This is a genomic window from Alistipes sp. cv1 (genome assembly GCF_900240235.1).
Taxonomy (GTDB): domain Bacteria; phylum Bacteroidota; class Bacteroidia; order Bacteroidales; family Rikenellaceae; genus Alistipes_A; species Alistipes_A hominis.
Genome location: NZ_OEPW01000001.1, coordinates 864,809 through 881,714, shown reverse-complemented (window position 1 = coordinate 881,714; position 16,906 = coordinate 864,809). Strand labels below are relative to the sequence as shown.

Here is a 16,906-nt window from a genome sequence, read left to right as displayed (position 1 = left end):
ATTATCTGAAGTCGATTATTTCGACATCCTTGTATTTCTTTTTGTCGAATGTGAATTGATCGGGCGCGACAGCGATGTCAGGCGTGATCTTGCTGATTCTGATTTCGACGGTACCCGCGCCGTCCGTGTCGTAATCGATACCGACGGGCAGTCCGCTCTGCGGATCGAGTAGCAATCGGATCGACCGGTAGCCTGCGCCCTTGACTTTCGGCGTCAGTTCCACCCGTTCCGCCGTCTGTCCGCCGACCGCGACGCTTCCTTTATAGGCGTTATCGAAATCCTGTTCATCCATCTTGAAAAAACGGGAAGGGTTCGACAGGAGCGAATGGTCGTTCGGGTCGGGCTTTTCGATCGTCACCTCGTCTTCGTTGCTGTTGTAGGTGTATAGCAGCTTGCCGTCGCAGAACAGTTCGTAATCGTTTACATGGACGTAATAGCGGTCGCCGCTGACGACGATCCGTCCGGCTACGTCGCTGAACTCGTTCTCCATGCTGGCCGTAAAGAGTATTTCGTACGCTTTGCCGGAAGCGATCTTGTCGGATAGCGTGCGGATCAGTTTCGCGGATTTCTCGTCGGCATGAGCCGTGGTGAGCGTGAAAACGAGCAGCAGCGGCAGGATGATTCTGCGGAGCAGGCTGGATCGGTCGTGTGGTTTCATAACGGAAAAATCAGGTTTGAACTCTCTTCGAAAGCAACGGAATCGGTCGGTTCCGTTGCTCTTTTGTAAAAACGCGTTTCTGCGATTAAAAATTATCGAGCGACTTGAAAATATGTTCCAGCGACAGAATGTCCTGGATCAGTACTTCGCGCGGTTTGCTGCCTTCGGCTTTGCCGACGATGCCGGCCATTTCGAGTTGATCCATCAGCCGGCCGGCGCGGTTGTATCCGATTGAGAAACGCCGCTGGATCGACGAGGTGGACCCCTGCTGGTTCTGTACCACGAAACGGGCGACGTCTTCGAACATCGCGTCCAGTTGCGACAGGTCGTTCGGTTTGCTGCCTGCGGCTCCTGTGTCTCCGCCTCCTTCCGGCGTGTATTCCGGCAGTTCGTAAGCGCCTACGTATCCGCGCTGTCCGGCGATGAATTCGGTGATCCGTTCGATCTCGGGCGTATCGACGAACGCGCATTGTACGCGTATCAGGTCGTTGCCGGTCGAAACCAGCATGTCTCCGCGCCCGATCAGTTGGTTGGCTCCCGGCTGGTCGATGATCGTCCGCGAATCGACCATCGACGTGACCCGGAAAGCGATCCGCGCCGGGAAGTTGGCTTTGATTACGCCGGTGATGATGTTGGTCGTCGGTCGCTGCGTGGCGATCACCAGGTGGATGCCGACGGCCCGCGCCAACTGCGCGATCCGGGCGATCGGCGTTTCGATTTCGCGCCCGGCGGTCATGATCAGGTCGGCGAACTCGTCGATGATTACGACGATGTAGGGCAGGAAGCGGTGTCCCTTGTTCGGGTTCAGCTTTCGGTGGATGAATTTGTCGTTGTATTCGGTGATCTTACGCACCTCGGCGGCCCGCAGCAGGTTGTAACGGGCGTCCATCTCGATGCAGAGCGAATTGAGCGTATAGATCACCTTGTGCGTATCGGTGATGATCGCGTCCTCTTCGCCGGGCATTTTCGCCAGGAAATGACGTTCCAGCTTCGAATAGAGCGTCAGTTCCACCTTCTTCGGATCGACCAGCACCAGCTTCAGTTCCGACGGATGTTTCTTGTACAGCAGCGACGTGATGATCGCGTTCAATCCGACCGATTTGCCCTGTCCGGTCGCGCCGGCTACCAGCAGGTGCGGCATTTTGGCCAGGTCGATGACGAACGTTTCGTCCTGAATCGTTTTGCCGAGCACCACCGGGATGTCGTAGTCCGATTCCTGGAACTTCACCGATTTGATGATCGAGTACATCGAGACGATCTTCTTGTCTTTGTTCGGCACTTCGATGCCGATCGTTCCCTTGCCCGGGATCGGCGCGATGATCCGGATGCCGAGCGCGGCGAGACTCTGCGCGATATCGTCCTCGAGGTTCTTGATTTTCGAAATACGAACGCCGGGAGCCTGTACGATCTCATACAGCGTGACCGTCGGCCCGACCGTCGCTTTGATCTTGTCGATCTTGATCCCGAAATTTTCGAGCGTTTCTTTGATCCGGTTTTTGTTTTCGACGATCTCTTCGCTCGTTACGCTGACTTCGACGCTGTGGTCTTCGAGCAGTTCGATCGGCGGGCGCTGGTACGACGATAGGTCGAGCGTCGGGTCGTACAGCGCGCTTTCGATCTCCTCGTCGCTGAGGCTTTCGTCTCCCGGCAGCCGTTCGACCGTCAGATCGCGTCGTTCCTCGATATCGAGCCCGTCCGGAACGGCCGCGACGAACGCGTCGTCTTTCGCCTCGGCGCCGGAAGTCTCGGGGGTCTCGGCGGTATATGCGGGAGCGGATTGGAACTGCTGCGTTTCCTGAGCCGGCGGGCAGGCGGTCTCCGTTGCCGAAACCGGCGGTTCGGGATACGTATAGGTATCCGTTCCGATGTCCGTTTTGCCGGTCGCGGGAGCGGGCGTTTCTTCGGCTTCATCCCCGCTGGCATACTGGATAACGAATCCGTCTTCGTCTTTTTCCGGCGGCGGTGGCGCCGTTTTGGCGTTCATGTCCGTGATGACGAACCCTGCGTCGTCCACTTCGACTTTCCCGGTGCGCGCCGGTCGGGGTTCTTCTTCCGGCAGAGCCGGCGCTCCGGAACGGTCGACGATCGTAAATCCGTTGTCGTCGATCAACTCGCCCGGATAGAGCGGGGGATCGTCGTCGGCCGAACGCACGATGAACGGATCGTCGTCGTCGATCTCTTTTTTCCCTTTTTTGCTTTTGGTTTCCGGTTTCGCGTCGTCGGTCTGTTTGGCTTCGTGGCTGAGGATGCCGGCCGCGGTCGTTGATACGGCTTCGCCGACTTTACGCCCGTTGTCGACGATCCCTTTGCCGACGCGGTTGATCATCGAGATGGTGTTGCGGTTGATGTAGATGGCATACAGAACGATCGACAACAACAACAACAACCCGGTTCCGATCGTTCCGATCACCGATACCAGCCATTCGGCGATCGAAATGCCGTGCCGTCCGCCCAGTCCGGTGCCGAACACTTCCCAATTGCCCCGGAAAAGGAATCCGAGCGTCAGCGACCCGAGGATCATCAGGATCAGCGTCAGCCGCACCGATTTACGCAGCATCGCCGGTCGGAACCGCATGATCCGCAGCGAAAAGATGATCAGCACGGCCGGAATGCACAGCCCGAACAGCCCGAATCCGTCCGCTACGACGGTTTTGGCCAGGACGGCTCCGAGTTTCCCGCCCCAGTTTTGCACCCGAGCTTCGTTGACGGTTTCTTTGGAAGACATGAATACATGGGTCCAGTCCGTTACCGACTGGTCGTCCTTCCAGAAAAAGAAGAACGACAGCACCGATACCGCCAGGAACAGCGCGAAAAACAGCAAGGCGAATCCGTAGATCCACCGCTTCGTGTCGCTCATGCCCTTGACTTCCGGTTGTTTTGCCGCGTTTTTTTTAACTGCCATAGTTGCAACCCGTTTTCAGGTTTTTATTATCCGCGCCGGATGCTCCGGCGTTTTTTAATCGATGTCCATCGTCCGTACCTGCTCGCTTTTGGCGATCAACCGCTGCCGGTACGTTTCGTCGGCGCTGGTCATAAAATCGTACTGCGGGGTATGTTCCGGCTCCGCCTGCAGGTCGAATCGCCGCAGCAGGGCCTCGGCCTGCCGTTCGATCGCCGCCGCCGGATTCACCAGGTCGACCCGCCGTTCCCCGATTACCCGGCGCATGGCCGCCGACAGGAAAGGGTAGTGCGTGCAGCCGAGTACGATTTGGTCGGCTCCGGCATCGAGCATCGGGCGGAGCAGTTTGTCGACCCGTGCCAGCGCTTCGGGCGTTTGCTCGCGGTTGCTTTCGACCAGTTCGACGAAACCTTCCCCGACCTGCGTCAGGATTTTCACCCGGTCGGCATAGCGTTGCGACGTTTCGCGGAACAGACGGCCGTTCAGCGTCGCCGCCGTCGCCAGAATTCCGATCACTCCGCTGCGCGATGCCATCGCCGCCGGCTTTACGGCCGGTTCGAGCCCGACCAGCGGCAGCGCGTAGTTCCGCCTCAGGTGATCGATCGCCATCGCCGTCGCGGCGTTGCAGGCGACGACGATCAGTTTGACGCCTCGGTCGATCAGCCGCCTGACGGCCAGATCGACGTAAGCGGTCACCTCTTCGCGGTTTTTGTCTCCGTATGGACAGTTTTTCCCGTCGCCGTAGTAGATCAGCGATTCGTGCGGCAGTTTCCGGTAAAGCTCCCTCCACACGGTCAATCCGCCCAATCCCGAGTCGAAAACCCCGATCGGTGCGTTATTCATTGCGCGTCTCTCCTTTTTTACGTTCGATCCACCGGCGTGCGTTGACGAATGCCTCGATCCACGGCGTCACTTCGTCTTCGGTGCGCTCTTCCGGATAGTATGCCCAGTTCCACGGGCGTATCGCCCGTTCCAGGTGCGGCATGATCGCCAGGTGACGGCCGTCGACCGAACAGATGGCGGCCGCGTTGTAATCGCTGCCGTTCGGGTTGGCCGGATACTCGGGATAAAGGTAGCGCACCGGGATGTTGTAGCAGCTCTCTTCGTACGGCAGCCGGAATTTTCCTTCGCCGTGCGCTACCCAGATACCCAGCCGGCTACCCGACAGCGATTTCAGCATCACCGAGTCGTTCGGTTCGATCTGTACGCCGAGGAAGGCCGACTCGAACTTGTGCGAGTCGTTGTGCAGCATTTGGGGTTTTTCCTCGTGCGCCGGCGTGATCAGCCCCAGTTCGACCATCAACTGGCAGCCGTTGCAGACGCCGAGCGACAGTGTGTCGGGACGCGCGAAGAACTTGTCCAGCGCTTTTTTCGCCTTTTCGTTGTACAGGAACGCTCCGGCCCAGCCTTTGGCCGATCCGAGTACGTCCGAGTTCGAGAATCCGCCGGTAAATACGATCAGGTTCACGTCTTCGAGCGTTTCGCGCCCTGCGATCAAGTCGGTCATATGCACGTCTTTTACGTCCATACCGGCCAGGTGCATGCACCATGCCATTTCGCGGTCGCCGTTGATCCCTTTTTCGCGGATGATGGCGGCCCGGATGCCCGACGGTTTGCGGCGGCTCGCTTCGAGTTCCCATTGCGACAGTTTCCCGGTGAAGTTTTCCGGGAATTTGTAGACGAGTTCCTGGTTCTTGTAGTTTGCAAAACGCTGCGCCGCTTTCTGCGGGCCGCTCTGACGGCGGTCGAGCAGGTACGAAGTCTTGAACCATGTGTCGCGCAGATCATTCACCAACAGCGACATTTCCAGTCCGTCGTGCATGAACGCGAACCGGCGCTCCTGGTTGACGTCCCCGATTACATAGGCGTCGACGCCGGCGAATTTCAAGTCTTCGCAGACCTCCACGCCGTTTTCGACCTGCAGCACCAGCGCCGGTTTTTCGCTGAACAACAACCGTACGATGTCGCGTTCGCCGAGCGCCGCGAAACTCAGATCCATGCCGCTCGTGTTATCCGCAAAGGTCATTTCGAGCAGCGCCGTGATCAGACCGCCGGCCGATACGTCGTGTCCGGCCAGCACCTTGTCTTCGGCGATCAGACCTTGTACCGCCGCGAACGCTTTCGAGAAATAATCGGCGGACTGTACGGTCGGCACTTCCATGCCGACGCTGCCGAGCGTTTGCGCCAGGCTGCTGCCGCCCAGACCGAAAGCCGAGCGGCTCATATCGACATATACCAATTGGCTGCGTCGGTGCTTGAGTGCCGGCGACACTGCCTTTTTAACGTCCGACACTTCGGCTGCCGAGGTGATAATTACTGTACCGGGGGCGTATACCAGTTCGCCGTCGCGGTATTTCTGCGTCATCGACAGCGAATCCTTGCCGGTCGGAATGTTGATTCCGAGCGCCAGCGCGTAGTCGCTGGCCGCTTGTACGGCCGAATAGAGCCGCGCGTCCTCGCCCGGATTCTTGCACGGCCACATCCAGTTTGCGCTCAGCGATACCGACGACAGCCCGCCGTCGATCGGCGCGAACACGATGTTGGTCAGCGCTTCGGTGATCGCCAGCACCGATCCTTTCGGCGCATTGGCCAGCGCCGCCGCCGGAGCGTGCCCGAGCGCCGTGGCGATGCCGTGCGTTCCCTGGTAGTCGAGCGCTACTACCGCGCAGTCGTTCAGCGGAAGCTGGATGCTGCCGGCGGTCTGCTGCATCGCGATCCGGCCGGTCACCGACCGGTCGACCTTGTTGGTCAGCCAGTCCTTGCAGGCTACGGCTTCGAGCTGCAGCACGTTTTCGAGGTATTTCACCAGGTTGCCGGCCCGGTATGCCGGCTCTTCGAACGTTTCTTCGACCGTGCGGTCGTTCAGCACCGTGCGCGGCGCCTTGCCGAACATGTCTTCCAACTTCAGGTCGATCGGTTTTTCGCCGGTTTTATGGTTGACGAACGTGAACTGCATGTCGCCGGTCGCTTCGCCGATTACGTAGAACGGGGCGCGTTCGCGTTCCGCGATGCGGCGCAGTTTCCCGATGTGTTCTTCCTTCATCACGAGTCCCATGCGTTCCTGCGATTCGTTGCCGACGATCTCTTTGGCGCTGAGCGTGGGGTCGCCGATCGGCAGTTGATCCATGTCGATTCGGCCGCCGGTCGCTTCGACCAATTCGCTCAGGCAGTTCAGGTGGCCGCCCGCGCCGTGGTCGTGGATCGAGATGACCGGGTTCATCTCCTCTTCCGATACGGCCCGGATCGCATTGTAAACCCGTTTCTGCATCTCCGGGTTCGAACGCTGCACGGCGTTCAGCTCGATCGCTCCGGCGTATTCGCCGGTTGCCACCGACGAAACGGCTCCGCCGCCCATGCCGATGCGGTAGTTGTCGCCGCCGAGCAGCACGACCTTGTCGCCCGCGTGCGGTTCGTCCTTGATGCTGTCCTGTTTGCGGCCGTAGCCTACGCCGCCGGCCTGCATGATGACTTTGTCGAATCCGTATTTCTTGCCGTTCTCGAAGTGTTCGAATGTTTGCAGGCTGCCGCAGATCAGCGGCTGCCCGAATTTATTGCCGAAATCCGACGCGCCGTTCGACGCTTTGATCAGGATGTCTTCGGGGGTCTGGTACAGCCACTCGCGGGCTTCGGTCTGCTTTTCCCATTCGCGTCCGCCGTCCAGCCGCGGGTAAGCCGTCATGTAAACGGCCGTTCCGGCTACCGGGAACGCCCCCTTGCCGCCGGCGATCCGGTCGCGGATCTCGCCGCCGGTTCCGGTCGCCGCGCCGTTGAACGGCTCGACGGTCGTCGGGAAGTTGTGCGTTTCGGCCTTGATCGAAATGACGCTCTCGAACTCCTTGATCTCGAAATAGTCCGACGTGTCGTGGGTCGCAGGGGCGAACTGTTCGGCCTTCGGGCCTTGTAGGAAGGCGCAGTTGTCTTTGTAGGCCGAAACGACGCGGCCGGGGTGCTCGTTCGTGGTTTTGCGGATCAGCCCGAAAAGGGTCGTGTCCTTCTCCTCGCCGTCGATGACGAATTGTCCGTTGAAAATCTTGTGGCGGCAGTGTTCCGAGTTGACCTGCGAGAAACCGAATACCTCGCTGTCGGTCAGCTTACGCCCTACGCGCCGGCTGACGTCCTCCAGGTAGGCGATCTCTTCTTCGCTGAGCGCCAGCCCTTCCTGTTTGTTGTAAGCGGCGATGTCGTCGATGTAAACTACCGGGTCGGGCTGCTTGCTGATCGTGAATACCTGCTGGTCGATCGTATGGTATTTCCGCTTCAGCATCGGGTCGAACGCGGCGTTTTCGTCCTGCGCTTCGGCGAATTCCTCGATCCGCAGGATGCCGTGCAGGCCCATGTTCTGCGTGATTTCGACGGCGTTGGTACTCCACGGCGTAATCATTTCGCGGCGCGGGCCGATGAAAATACCTTCGAGGCTTTCGGCCCCGAGGTGTTCGGCTCCGCCGAAAAGCCATTGCAGCCGGGATATCTCTTCCGCAGAAAATTCCGTCGTCGCCTGAACGGCATATACGGTATCGTCTTTCTTGAAAAACAGGATCATCGTTATAGGGTTTAATGTTTATTCGTTTTTATGTCGTCCGGCCGCGCGGTCGCTACCGGCGGGCGATCCGTTTCAGCAGCGGCTCGGCCTGTTCGTACGGAATCCGGTATTCGATCGTTCCGATCGCGTAAGGAGCCACCTCGTACGGATTGTACAGCATGGTCACGCCGCTGCTGTCGATGCCCACATTTTCCGGCAAAGGTAATTGATCCGTTCCAACAAACAAAGCGTCTTCGCTCAGAGCTGCGTCCGAAAGGTGCTTCGCGAAATATTGCCGGTTCAGCCGTTGCAGTCCGGCGGTATCGGAAAACAGATCGGCTTTATCCAGCGGCTTTCCGCTTTCCGTATCGAAATTGAAAAACAGGTTGGTCAGCAAACCGTGCGCCCCGCCGGTCAGGGTATAGACGGTGCACCGCAACGACGTTACCTTACCGCATTGACGGATCTCTCCGTGGAAACGCAAGTCGTAAGGAAGACGGGCGGTCTGCGGATCGCGGTTTTTGCGCGCCAATAGCGAGTCGGTCGCCTGCTGCGGCGTCATTCGGGCGTATTCTTCGTCCGTCAAGCCGAAACCGGTTTTAATTCGGTCGGCGATTTTCCGATTGATCGAATCGGCGCTTCGCCCTCCCGCCGCAACCGGATAGCTCACTTCGACATAATCGCTGTCTGCGGTGAAAGTGCTGTGTCCGAAAGTCTCTTGTCGCCACGAAAGCTGCGAACCCGACGGGGAGCATCCCGTTACGGCGGCCAGAATCAGAAGGTAAAACAGGTTTTTCATCGGATTTACTGCTCTTTTTTCGTTTCGATGTATTCGGCGATGTGATGTGCGATGTAGTCGTCCCGGACTCCGTCGCAGTCGATGATCAGCTTTGCCTGCATGTAGTACTTTTCGCGTTTTGCGACATTTTCGCGGATAAAACCGATCAATTCTTCTTCGCTTTTGTCGCGCAGCAGCGGCCGTTTCGCCTTGCCGTGTTCGAGGCGCCCGGCCAGTTTCTCGGGACTCATTTTGAAATAGACCGTCAGTCCCGCGCGGTTCATCGTTTCCATGTTGTCGAAGAAACACGGCGCGCCGCCGCCGGTCGCCACGATGGCCTCCCGTTCGGAGGTCAGCTCGGCCAGCACTTCGCGTTCGGACTGCCGGAATCCGGTTTCGCCTGTTTCTGTGAAGATTTCGGCAACGCTTTTGCCGCAGCGCTGTTCGAGCAGCGTATCCATATCCAGAAACCGGACGCCGAGTTGTTTTGCCAGTGTCCGGCCGATCGTGCTTTTGCCGCAGCCCATGTATCCCACTAAAAATATCAGCATCTTTCGGATCGGTTTTACATTATTCTTCCCCGAACAGGTTCATCTGTTTGGTGTTCTGCAGCTGTTCTTCTTCGGCGGCGATGTCGAACTCGACGGTATCCCCCGCGACGTAATTTTTCGGGGGAGCGGTTTTGCCGGCACCGCCGGCGTCGGGCGCGCTGCTGCGTTCCGGCGCGGTCTTCCCGGTCTTTCCGGAAGTCTCTTCCGCTCCGTTTTCGTCGTCCGGACGTCCGGGCGTCTCCTCCGGCCGCGGTTCCTTGTCGAGCGGTTCGGCGAATACGATTTTATCCACGTCGAGCGTCGTGACTCGTTTCCCTTTCGCCCGGTGGCTCTTCACTCCGATGAACTCGTCGACGTCGATCGTGTCGTCGGGCCGCCCGGCGTTGTGTCCGCCGTAAACGACCTGCAACTGCGGATAGGTGTCGCTGTTGATCGCCACCATGTACGATCCGGCGGTGTCTTCGACGAAATTCTGCATTTTGTTGTCGCTCGATTCGGCATTGAACCGCTTGACGTAGTAGTAGTTCTGTTCTCCGTCGAAATAGACGACCGAATAGATCCGGTCGCTGTCGTATTTTTCGACGCGGATCGTGTCCTCCGGGAAATGCAGGCCCAGGTCGTAGTTCGCCGTGTAATAAAGCCCTTTGCCGGTCATTACGATCAACTTGTCGTCGCCGACGAATTCGCCGAGCAATTCGCCGCGCCCGTCGGTGTTCAGCCGACGGATTTCGTCGTCGTACCATACGTCCACGCCGCCGAGGGTCGATGCGCCGCGCTCCTTCAATACGATCTTATGGATCGCGTAGCGCGAGAACAGGTTGCCCTGCGATTGCCGCCCTTTGATCGCCAGTTCGCTGAAGTTCAGGTCGACGATCAGCTTTTTGAGCCTCGGCCTCGGTTTGAAGTAAACCTTCAGGATTTCGGCTTCGCCGTTCGGGTTGACGCTCATGTACAAGATATCGCTTTTCGGCGTTCCTTTGGTGATGTCGTATTCGCGGTCGCGCGTGATTCCTTTGATCGCGCAACGTTTCATCATCACCGGCCCGTTGCGCCCGTCGCGGTACAGCACGTTGTAGATCGTCCGTTCGTCGTTGCGCTTGAAGATACCTATATAATAAATGTTCTTCGCGAAGAACGCCTTGTCCGACACTTTCGTGATGATGTATTTGCCTTCCTTCGTGATGACGATCACGTCGTCGATGTCCGAGCAGTCGCAGACGAACTCGTCCTTACGCATCGCCGCTCCGATCCCGAAAAATCCCTCTTCGCGGTTGACATACAGCTTGGCGTTCGCCACGACCACTTTCGTCGCTTCGATCGAGTCGAAACTGCGCAGTTCGGTTTTCCGCTCGCAGTTTTTACCGTATTTATCGCGTATCCGCGTAAAGTAGGCGACCGCGTAGTCGATCAGGTGTGCCAGGTCGTGCTTCACCTGCTTGATCTCGTCCTCTACGTTGCGGATGTGTTCGTCGGCTTTGAACGCATCGTAGCGCGAAATGCGGATCATTCGCAGTTCGGTCAGTTTGACGATGTCGTCGAGCGTGATTTCGCGCCGTAGCAGGCGGGCGAACGGTTCGAGTCCCTTGCCGACGGCGGCGTAGGCCGCTTCCCGCGAGGTGCACTCTTCCATCAACTGGTAAATCCGGTTCTCGATGAAGATCTTTTCGAGCGACGACATGTGCCAATCTTGTTCGAGTTCTTCCATCCGGATCTCCAGCTCGCGTTTGAGCAGTTCTTTGGTATGGTCGGCGCAGCGTCGCAGGATTTCGCGGACGCCCATGAAGTGAGGTTTCTCGTCCATGATGACGCAGGCGTTCGGCGAGATCGACACTTCGCAGTCGGTGAACGCGTACAGCGCGTCGATCGTCCGGTCGGACGACTCGTCGTTGCTGACGTGAATTACGATCTCGACCTTGTCGGACGTATTGTCGTCGACCTTCTTGATTTTGATCTTGCCTTTGTCGTTCGCGCGGATGATCGAATCCTTGATCGACTCGGTGGTCGTGCCGAACGGAATTTCGGTGATCGCCAGCGTCCGTTTGTCGATCTTGTTGATCCGGGCGCGCACTTTGACCGCTCCGCCGCGCAGTCCGTCGTTATAGCGCGATACGTCGGCCAGCCCCCCGGTCGGAAAATCCGGGTAAATTTCGAAGTCGCCGCCCCGGAGGTAGGCGATGCTCGCGTCGATCAGTTCGTTGAAGTTATGTGGCAGGATTTTCGATGCCAGTCCGACCGCGATGCCCTCGACTCCCTGGGCCAACAACAGCGGGAATTTGACAGGCAGCGTTACCGGTTCCTGATTCCGCCCGTCGTACGACAGCATCCATTCGGTGACTTTCGGGTTGAACACCACGTCCAGCGCGAATTTCGACAGCCGCGCCTCGATGTAACGCGGGGCGGCGGCTCCGTCGCCGGTCAGCACGTTGCCCCAGTTTCCCTGGCAGTCGATCAGCAGGTCTTTCTGCCCGAGTTGCACCAGCGCGTCACCGATCGAGGCGTCGCCGTGCGGGTGGTATTGCATCGTCGACCCGATGATGTTCGCCACTTTGTTGTACCGGCCGTCGTCCAGTTTCTTCATCGCGTGCAGGATGCGCCGCTGCACCGGCTTCAGCCCGTCTTCGACATGCGGCACGGCGCGTTCGAGGATCACGTACGATGCGTAATCCAGAAACCAGTCCTGGTACATGCCGGTCAGTTTGCGCCGGTCGGGTTTGTCGTCGGTCAGACGTCCGTATTTTCCGGCGCGGGCGTTATTTCCTCCGTCCGTTTCCGCGCCGGCCGGGAGGTCGTCCCGGCGGTTGTTGATATTTTGTTCTTCGTTCATGTCTGGTGTTGTGTTCCTTGCCTGAAAATAGTCCGGATCGCGTTTAAATCAGGTTGTCCACGTAATCGGCCTCGATCCGCAGGTTGCCGATGATGAAGCCCTGGCGTTCCATGCTGTTCTTGCCCATGTAGAATTCGAGCAGATCGGCGACCGGGTCTTCCTTGGTCAGCCGCACTTTGTCGAGCCGCATGTTTTCGCCGATGAACTCTTTGAACTCGTCGGCCGAGATTTCGCCCAATCCTTTGAATCGCGTGATTTCGGGGTTCGGGCCCAGTTGGTCGACCGCCCGTTGCCGCTCTTCCTCGCTGTAACAGTAGCGCGTTTCCCGTCGGTTGCGGACGCGGAACAGCGGCGTCTGCAAAATGTACAGGTGTCCCGAACGGATCACTTCCGGAAAGAACTGTAGGAAGAAAGTCATCAGCAGCAAACGGATGTGCATCCCGTCGACGTCGGCATCGGTCGCCACGACGATCTTGTTGTAGCGCAGGTTGTCCATGTCCTCCTCGATGTTCAGCGCCGCCTGCAGCAGGTTGAATTCCTCGTTCTCGTAAACGATTTTTTTTGTTAGCCCGAAGCAGTTCAGCGGCTTGCCCCGGAGGCTGAACACGGCCTGCGTATTCACGTCGCGCGATTTGGTGATCGAGCCGCTGGCCGAATTACCCTCGGTGATGAAGATCATCGACTCTTCGGCGCGGTCGTTCTTGTCGGTCAGGTGGATGCGGCAGTCGCGCAGTTTCTTGTTGTTCAGGCTCACTTTTTTGGCCATCTCTCGGGCCTTTTTCTGAATGCCCGAGATCGCCTTGCGCTCTTTTTCGTTTTCCTGTATTTTTTTTTGCAGGATATCGGCCGTTTCCGGGTGTTTGTGCAGGAAATTGTCGAGTTCCGTTTTCAGAAAATCGACGATGAAGTTCCGCACCGTAGGCCCGTTCGGGCCCATCTCTTTCGAACCGAGTTTCGTTTTGGTCTGCGATTCGAACATCGGCTCCTCGACTTTGACGCTGATCGCCGCGATCACCGACGTGCGGACGTCTGCCGCATCGTAGTCCTTTTTGTAAAATTCCTTGATCGTCTTGGCGATCCCTTCGCGGAAAGCGGTCTGATGCGTTCCGCCCTGCGTCGTATGCTGACCGTTGACGAACGAGTAGTAGGTTTCGCCGTAGCCGTGCCCGTGCGTGATGACCACTTCGATGTCCTCTCCGCAGAGGTGAACGGGCGGGTAGAGCGGCTCTTCGCCGAGGTTTTCCTGCAGCAGGTCGAGCAGCCCGTTTTTCGAGACGAACGCCTGCCCGTTGACCCTGATCGTCAGCCCGGCGTTCAGGTAAGTGTAGTTGCGTACCATCGACTCCACGTATTCCATGTGAAAGTCGTAGCTGCCGAAAACGCTTTCGTCGGCATGGAACGACACCATCGTCCCGTTCTTTTCGCCGACGCCGCTTTCGGACACGTCCGCGATTTCGTTCCCCTTCTCGAACCGCACGCTGCGGGCTTCGCCGTCGCGCACGCTGCGGATCAGGAAAGCGTCCGACAGCGCGTTGACCGCCTTGATGCCGACGCCGTTCAGTCCGACCGATTTTTTAAACGCTTTCGAGTCGTATTTCGCGCCGGTGTTCATCTTCGACGCCACGTCCACCAGTTTGCCGAGCGGCACGCCGCGTCCGTAGTCGCGTACGGTGACGGTCTTGTCGTCCGCGATCGTGATGTCGATGCTCTTGCCGAAGCCCATCATGTATTCGTCTACGGAGTTGTCCAGCACCTCTTTGATCAGGATGTAGATCCCGTCGTCGGCGGACGTTCCGTCGCCGAGTTTCCCGATATACATACCCGGCCGCCGCCGGATGTGCTCTTTCCAATCCAGTGTCCGGATGTGTTCGTCCCCGTAATCTGCAACCATACCCATAGTCGATTCTCGTGCTCCTATCTCTTTTATTTTTCGTTTATTGTTGTTTTCCGGTCATTTGCAGGTGCGCCGTCCGCATCCGGTTTTCCATTTCGACGGCCAGTTCGCGGGCTTCCTTCGACGCTACGTATTCCGCAGGCAGCGCGTCGAGCACCTTTACCCGGAACGTATGCGGCATCCGCAGCCGCCAGCCGTCGTTCAGGCTCCACGTGCCGTCGATCACGACCGGTTGGATGCCCACGCCGGCATGCTTGGCCACCAAGAAAGCCCCGTCTTTGAACCGTCCGATCTCTCCCGTCTTGGTGCGCGTCCCTTCCGGGAAGACGATCACCGACGTTCCGCGCGACAACCGCTGCCGGCAGCGTTCGAGCATCTGTTTGGCGCTGCCCCGCGAGCCGCGTTCGACCGGAATGTCGCCGTGCATCCACAGCACCCAACCGAAAACGGGCATTTTCTGCACCTCTTTTTTCGATACCCATTTGAACGTCGTGGGCAGTACGTACATCAGCGGGATGTCGAGCATCGACTGATGGTTCGTGACGATCACCCACGGCCGACTGCGGTCGATTTTTTCGGCGCCTTCTATCCGTATGCGCCACCAGGGGCACAACCTGAAAATCCCGTACGACCACATCCGCGAGGCCCAGTGCAGCACCACCCGTTCCCGGTCGAAAAGCACCGTCAGCAAAAATAGGACTGCGAACGGGATGAAACAGAGTAACGTGAACACAACCAAAAGGATGTAGTACAATATAGATCTTACCATAAACGCAGATTTCCCCAAATTTTAGAACCATGCAAGTTTAGCATAAATTTTCGGTTTTTCCGCCGGATTTCCGGATCATTTATCAACAATTAATCACAACCGGTCCCTACGCAAAAGCCTGTCGGGACGCTTACGGGCTTCTCTTCTAATCTGTAAAACGGACTCGGGCGGTTCGTGTTGTCTGCGCCGCGCCGCATCCGGTTTGTGTCGCATACGGTAAAAACTCCGATTAAATTTTGACGATTCGGAAAAATCTCGGATATTTGTGGTTCGATGAAAGAGACTCGGAAAATTACGCTCGAAGAGATACAGCTTCCCATAGCCGGAAAAATCCGCAGCTATGAGGAGTATATAGCTTCCATCCTTCACAGCGACAACCGCTACGTCGCTTCCATCACCGATTACATCCTGAGTAACCGGGGCAAGCAACTGCGTCCGTTGCTGGTGTTGCTGTCGGCGGCGTTGCACGGCGAAGTGGCCGATCGCAGCTACATGGGAGCCTCGCTCGTCGAGATGATCCATACGGCTTCGCTGATCCACGACGATGTGGTGGACGAGGCTTACGTGCGTCGCAGCGCTCCGTCGGTCAATGCGCTGTGGCATTCGCGCACGGCTGTGCTGATCGGCGATTATATTTTCGCCCGCACGTATCACGTGAGCTTGCAAAACGGGGGCTGGGACATGCTGACCGAGGTGACCCGTTCGATCCACGAAGTTTGCGAGGGGGAGCTGATCCAGACCGAACAGACCGAGAAACTGGCGATGACCGAAGCGATCTATTACGATATCATCTATAAGAAGACCGCTTCGCTGCTGGGAGCTTGCGCTGCGGTCGGGGCGATTTCGGTAGGTGCGCCTGCCGACCGCGTGGCGGCTCTCAGGCAGTTCGGCGATCACCTGGGCATCGCGTTTCAGATCAAGGACGATATTCTGGACTATTCGCCGATGGAGGTGACCGGCAAACCGGCCGGAGGCGATATGCGCGAACGCAAGATCACGCTGCCGCTGCTTCGCTTGCTGGACCAGAGTGCGCCCGAACGCCGCCGGAAGCTGGTCGCCAAACTCAGCGACGTGCGTAATTCGCCTAAAAACGTCGATTATCTGTGCAAGGCGGTGCTCGACAGCGACGGCATCGCGTATGCGCGGCAGTGCATGACCGAATACCGGAATCGGGCGCTGGCCTTCCTGGAAGGCTATCCGGAGTCCGACGTACTTCGTTCGCTGCATTTGTTCGCCGATTTCGTTCTTTCGCGCGATAAGTGATTTTGAAATCTTTTACGGGATCGAACGCTCGCCTTTTTTCCGAAAGGCCGCCTGTCCGACGGAACGGTTTGCGCGGCCGACTTGCCGCCGGATCGGGCAACGGGCGGAATTCATGACAAACAGAACATGGAACTCATTCTGAAATATTTTCCGGAACTTACGGCCGTACAGCGGGAACGGTTCGCCGCTCTCGGGGCGTTGTACCGCGAATGGAACGACCGGATCAACGTCGTTTCGCGTAAGGACATCGACCAGCTTTACCTGCGGCATGTGCTGCACGGGCTGGCCATCGCGAAGGTGTGTGCGTTCCACCCCGGTGCGCGGGTGCTGGACGTGGGGTGCGGAGGCGGTTTCCCGGGGATTCCGCTGGCCATCCTTTTCCCGGAGGTTCGTTTCACGCTGGTCGATTCGATCGGCAAGAAGATCCGGGTCGTGCGGGAGATTTCCCGTGCGGCGGGAATTTCGAACGTAGAAGGCGTTCACAGCCGCGTCGAGCAGATGCCCGGAAAATTCGATTTCGTCGTCAGCCGGGCCGTCACCGAAATGAAACCGTTCGTCGGTTGGGTGTGGAACAAGCTGGAACCGGTCGCCGGGGCCGGATCGCTGGCAGGGGGCATACTGTACCTCAAGGGCGGCGACCTGGACGCCGAATTGGATGCGGTGGGCAAACCGTACACGGTGTTCGATATTCCGGATTTCTTCGGCGAGCCGTTTTTCGAAACCAAAAAAGTGGTTTACTTTCCGAAATAGG

At 58.1% G+C, this 16,906-nt stretch carries 11 protein-coding genes; 2 read left to right on the top strand and 9 right to left on the bottom strand.

Annotation, left to right across the window (positions count from 1 at the left end; all coding sequences use genetic code 11):
- Position 1: 1 nt before the first annotated feature.
- The 9 genes from C1A08_RS03650 to C1A08_RS03610 all read right to left on the bottom strand — a co-directional run bounded on the left by C1A08_RS03650 (position 2) and on the right by C1A08_RS03610 (position 14,892).
- Positions 2-658, bottom strand: coding sequence for a LolA family protein (locus C1A08_RS03650; RefSeq protein ID WP_101571445.1), 657 nt, complete (start codon positions 656-658; stop codon positions 2-4).
- 85 nt (positions 659-743) lie between these two features.
- Entirely contained in the window at positions 744-3,560 is a 2,817-nt protein-coding gene (locus C1A08_RS03645) for an FtsK/SpoIIIE family DNA translocase (RefSeq protein ID WP_101571443.1), read from the bottom strand.
- Between the two features lie 54 nt (positions 3,561-3,614).
- Positions 3,615-4,400, bottom strand: a complete 786-nt coding sequence (gene murI, locus C1A08_RS03640) for a glutamate racemase (protein WP_055202188.1) — start codon at positions 4,398-4,400, stop codon at positions 3,615-3,617.
- Positions 4,393-8,097, bottom strand: a complete 3,705-nt coding sequence (gene purL, locus C1A08_RS03635; RefSeq protein WP_101571441.1) for a phosphoribosylformylglycinamidine synthase — start codon at positions 8,095-8,097, stop codon at positions 4,393-4,395. Before purL ends, murI begins: the two co-directional genes overlap by 8 nt.
- Before the next feature lie 52 nt (positions 8,098-8,149).
- Entirely contained in the window at positions 8,150-8,875 is a 726-nt protein-coding gene (locus C1A08_RS03630; RefSeq protein WP_101571439.1) for a DUF3298 and DUF4163 domain-containing protein, read from the bottom strand.
- A gap of 5 nt (positions 8,876-8,880) precedes the next feature.
- Complete coding sequence (locus tag C1A08_RS03625) at positions 8,881-9,405, bottom strand: shikimate kinase (protein ID WP_055202182.1); 525 nt, start codon at positions 9,403-9,405, stop codon at positions 8,881-8,883.
- A 19-nt stretch (positions 9,406-9,424) separates the two neighbouring features.
- Positions 9,425-12,229: a DNA gyrase/topoisomerase IV subunit A gene (locus C1A08_RS03620; RefSeq protein WP_101571437.1), complete on the bottom strand. Its 2,805-nt coding sequence runs from the start codon at positions 12,227-12,229 to the stop codon at positions 9,425-9,427.
- 43 nt (positions 12,230-12,272) lie between these two features.
- On the bottom strand, positions 12,273-14,126 hold the full coding sequence (locus tag C1A08_RS03615; RefSeq protein WP_101571435.1) for a DNA topoisomerase IV subunit B: 1,854 nt from the start codon (positions 14,124-14,126) through the stop codon (positions 12,273-12,275).
- Between the two features lie 37 nt (positions 14,127-14,163).
- Complete coding sequence (locus C1A08_RS03610; protein WP_101571643.1) at positions 14,164-14,892, bottom strand: lysophospholipid acyltransferase family protein; 729 nt, start codon at positions 14,890-14,892, stop codon at positions 14,164-14,166.
- A 273-nt stretch (positions 14,893-15,165) separates the two neighbouring features.
- Here C1A08_RS03610 and C1A08_RS03605 point away from each other — a divergent pair, with 273 nt between their 5' ends.
- Positions 15,166-16,155: a polyprenyl synthetase family protein gene (locus tag C1A08_RS03605; protein ID WP_055202178.1), complete on the top strand. Its 990-nt coding sequence runs from the start codon at positions 15,166-15,168 to the stop codon at positions 16,153-16,155.
- 126 nt (positions 16,156-16,281) lie between these two features.
- Positions 16,282-16,905: a 16S rRNA (guanine(527)-N(7))-methyltransferase RsmG gene (gene rsmG / locus C1A08_RS03600; RefSeq protein ID WP_101571433.1), complete on the top strand. Its 624-nt coding sequence runs from the start codon at positions 16,282-16,284 to the stop codon at positions 16,903-16,905.
- The last annotated feature ends 1 nt before the right edge of the window (position 16,906 follow it).

Bases quoted from the DNA above. Each gene is read 5' to 3' on its own strand.
- C1A08_RS03650 (WP_101571445.1), bottom strand. From the start codon at position 658: ATGAAACCACACGACCGATCCAGCCTGCTCCGCAGAATCATCCTGCCG.
- C1A08_RS03645 (WP_101571443.1), bottom strand. From the start codon at position 3,560: ATGGCAGTTAAAAAAAACGCGGCAAAACAACCGGAAGTCAAGGGCATG.
- murI (WP_055202188.1), bottom strand. From the start codon at position 4,400: ATGAATAACGCACCGATCGGGGTTTTCGACTCGGGATTGGGCGGATTG.
- purL (WP_101571441.1), bottom strand. From the start codon at position 8,097: ATGATCCTGTTTTTCAAGAAAGACGATACCGTATATGCCGTTCAGGCG.
- C1A08_RS03630 (WP_101571439.1), bottom strand. From the start codon at position 8,875: ATGAAAAACCTGTTTTACCTTCTGATTCTGGCCGCCGTAACGGGATGC.
- C1A08_RS03625 (WP_055202182.1), bottom strand. From the start codon at position 9,405: ATGCTGATATTTTTAGTGGGATACATGGGCTGCGGCAAAAGCACGATC.
- C1A08_RS03620 (WP_101571437.1), bottom strand. From the start codon at position 12,229: ATGAACGAAGAACAAAATATCAACAACCGCCGGGACGACCTCCCGGCC.
- C1A08_RS03615 (WP_101571435.1), bottom strand. From the start codon at position 14,126: ATGGGTATGGTTGCAGATTACGGGGACGAACACATCCGGACACTGGAT.
- C1A08_RS03610 (WP_101571643.1), bottom strand. From the start codon at position 14,892: ATGGTAAGATCTATATTGTACTACATCCTTTTGGTTGTGTTCACGTTA.
- C1A08_RS03605 (WP_055202178.1), top strand. From the start codon at position 15,166: ATGAAAGAGACTCGGAAAATTACGCTCGAAGAGATACAGCTTCCCATA.
- rsmG (WP_101571433.1), top strand. From the start codon at position 16,282: ATGGAACTCATTCTGAAATATTTTCCGGAACTTACGGCCGTACAGCGG.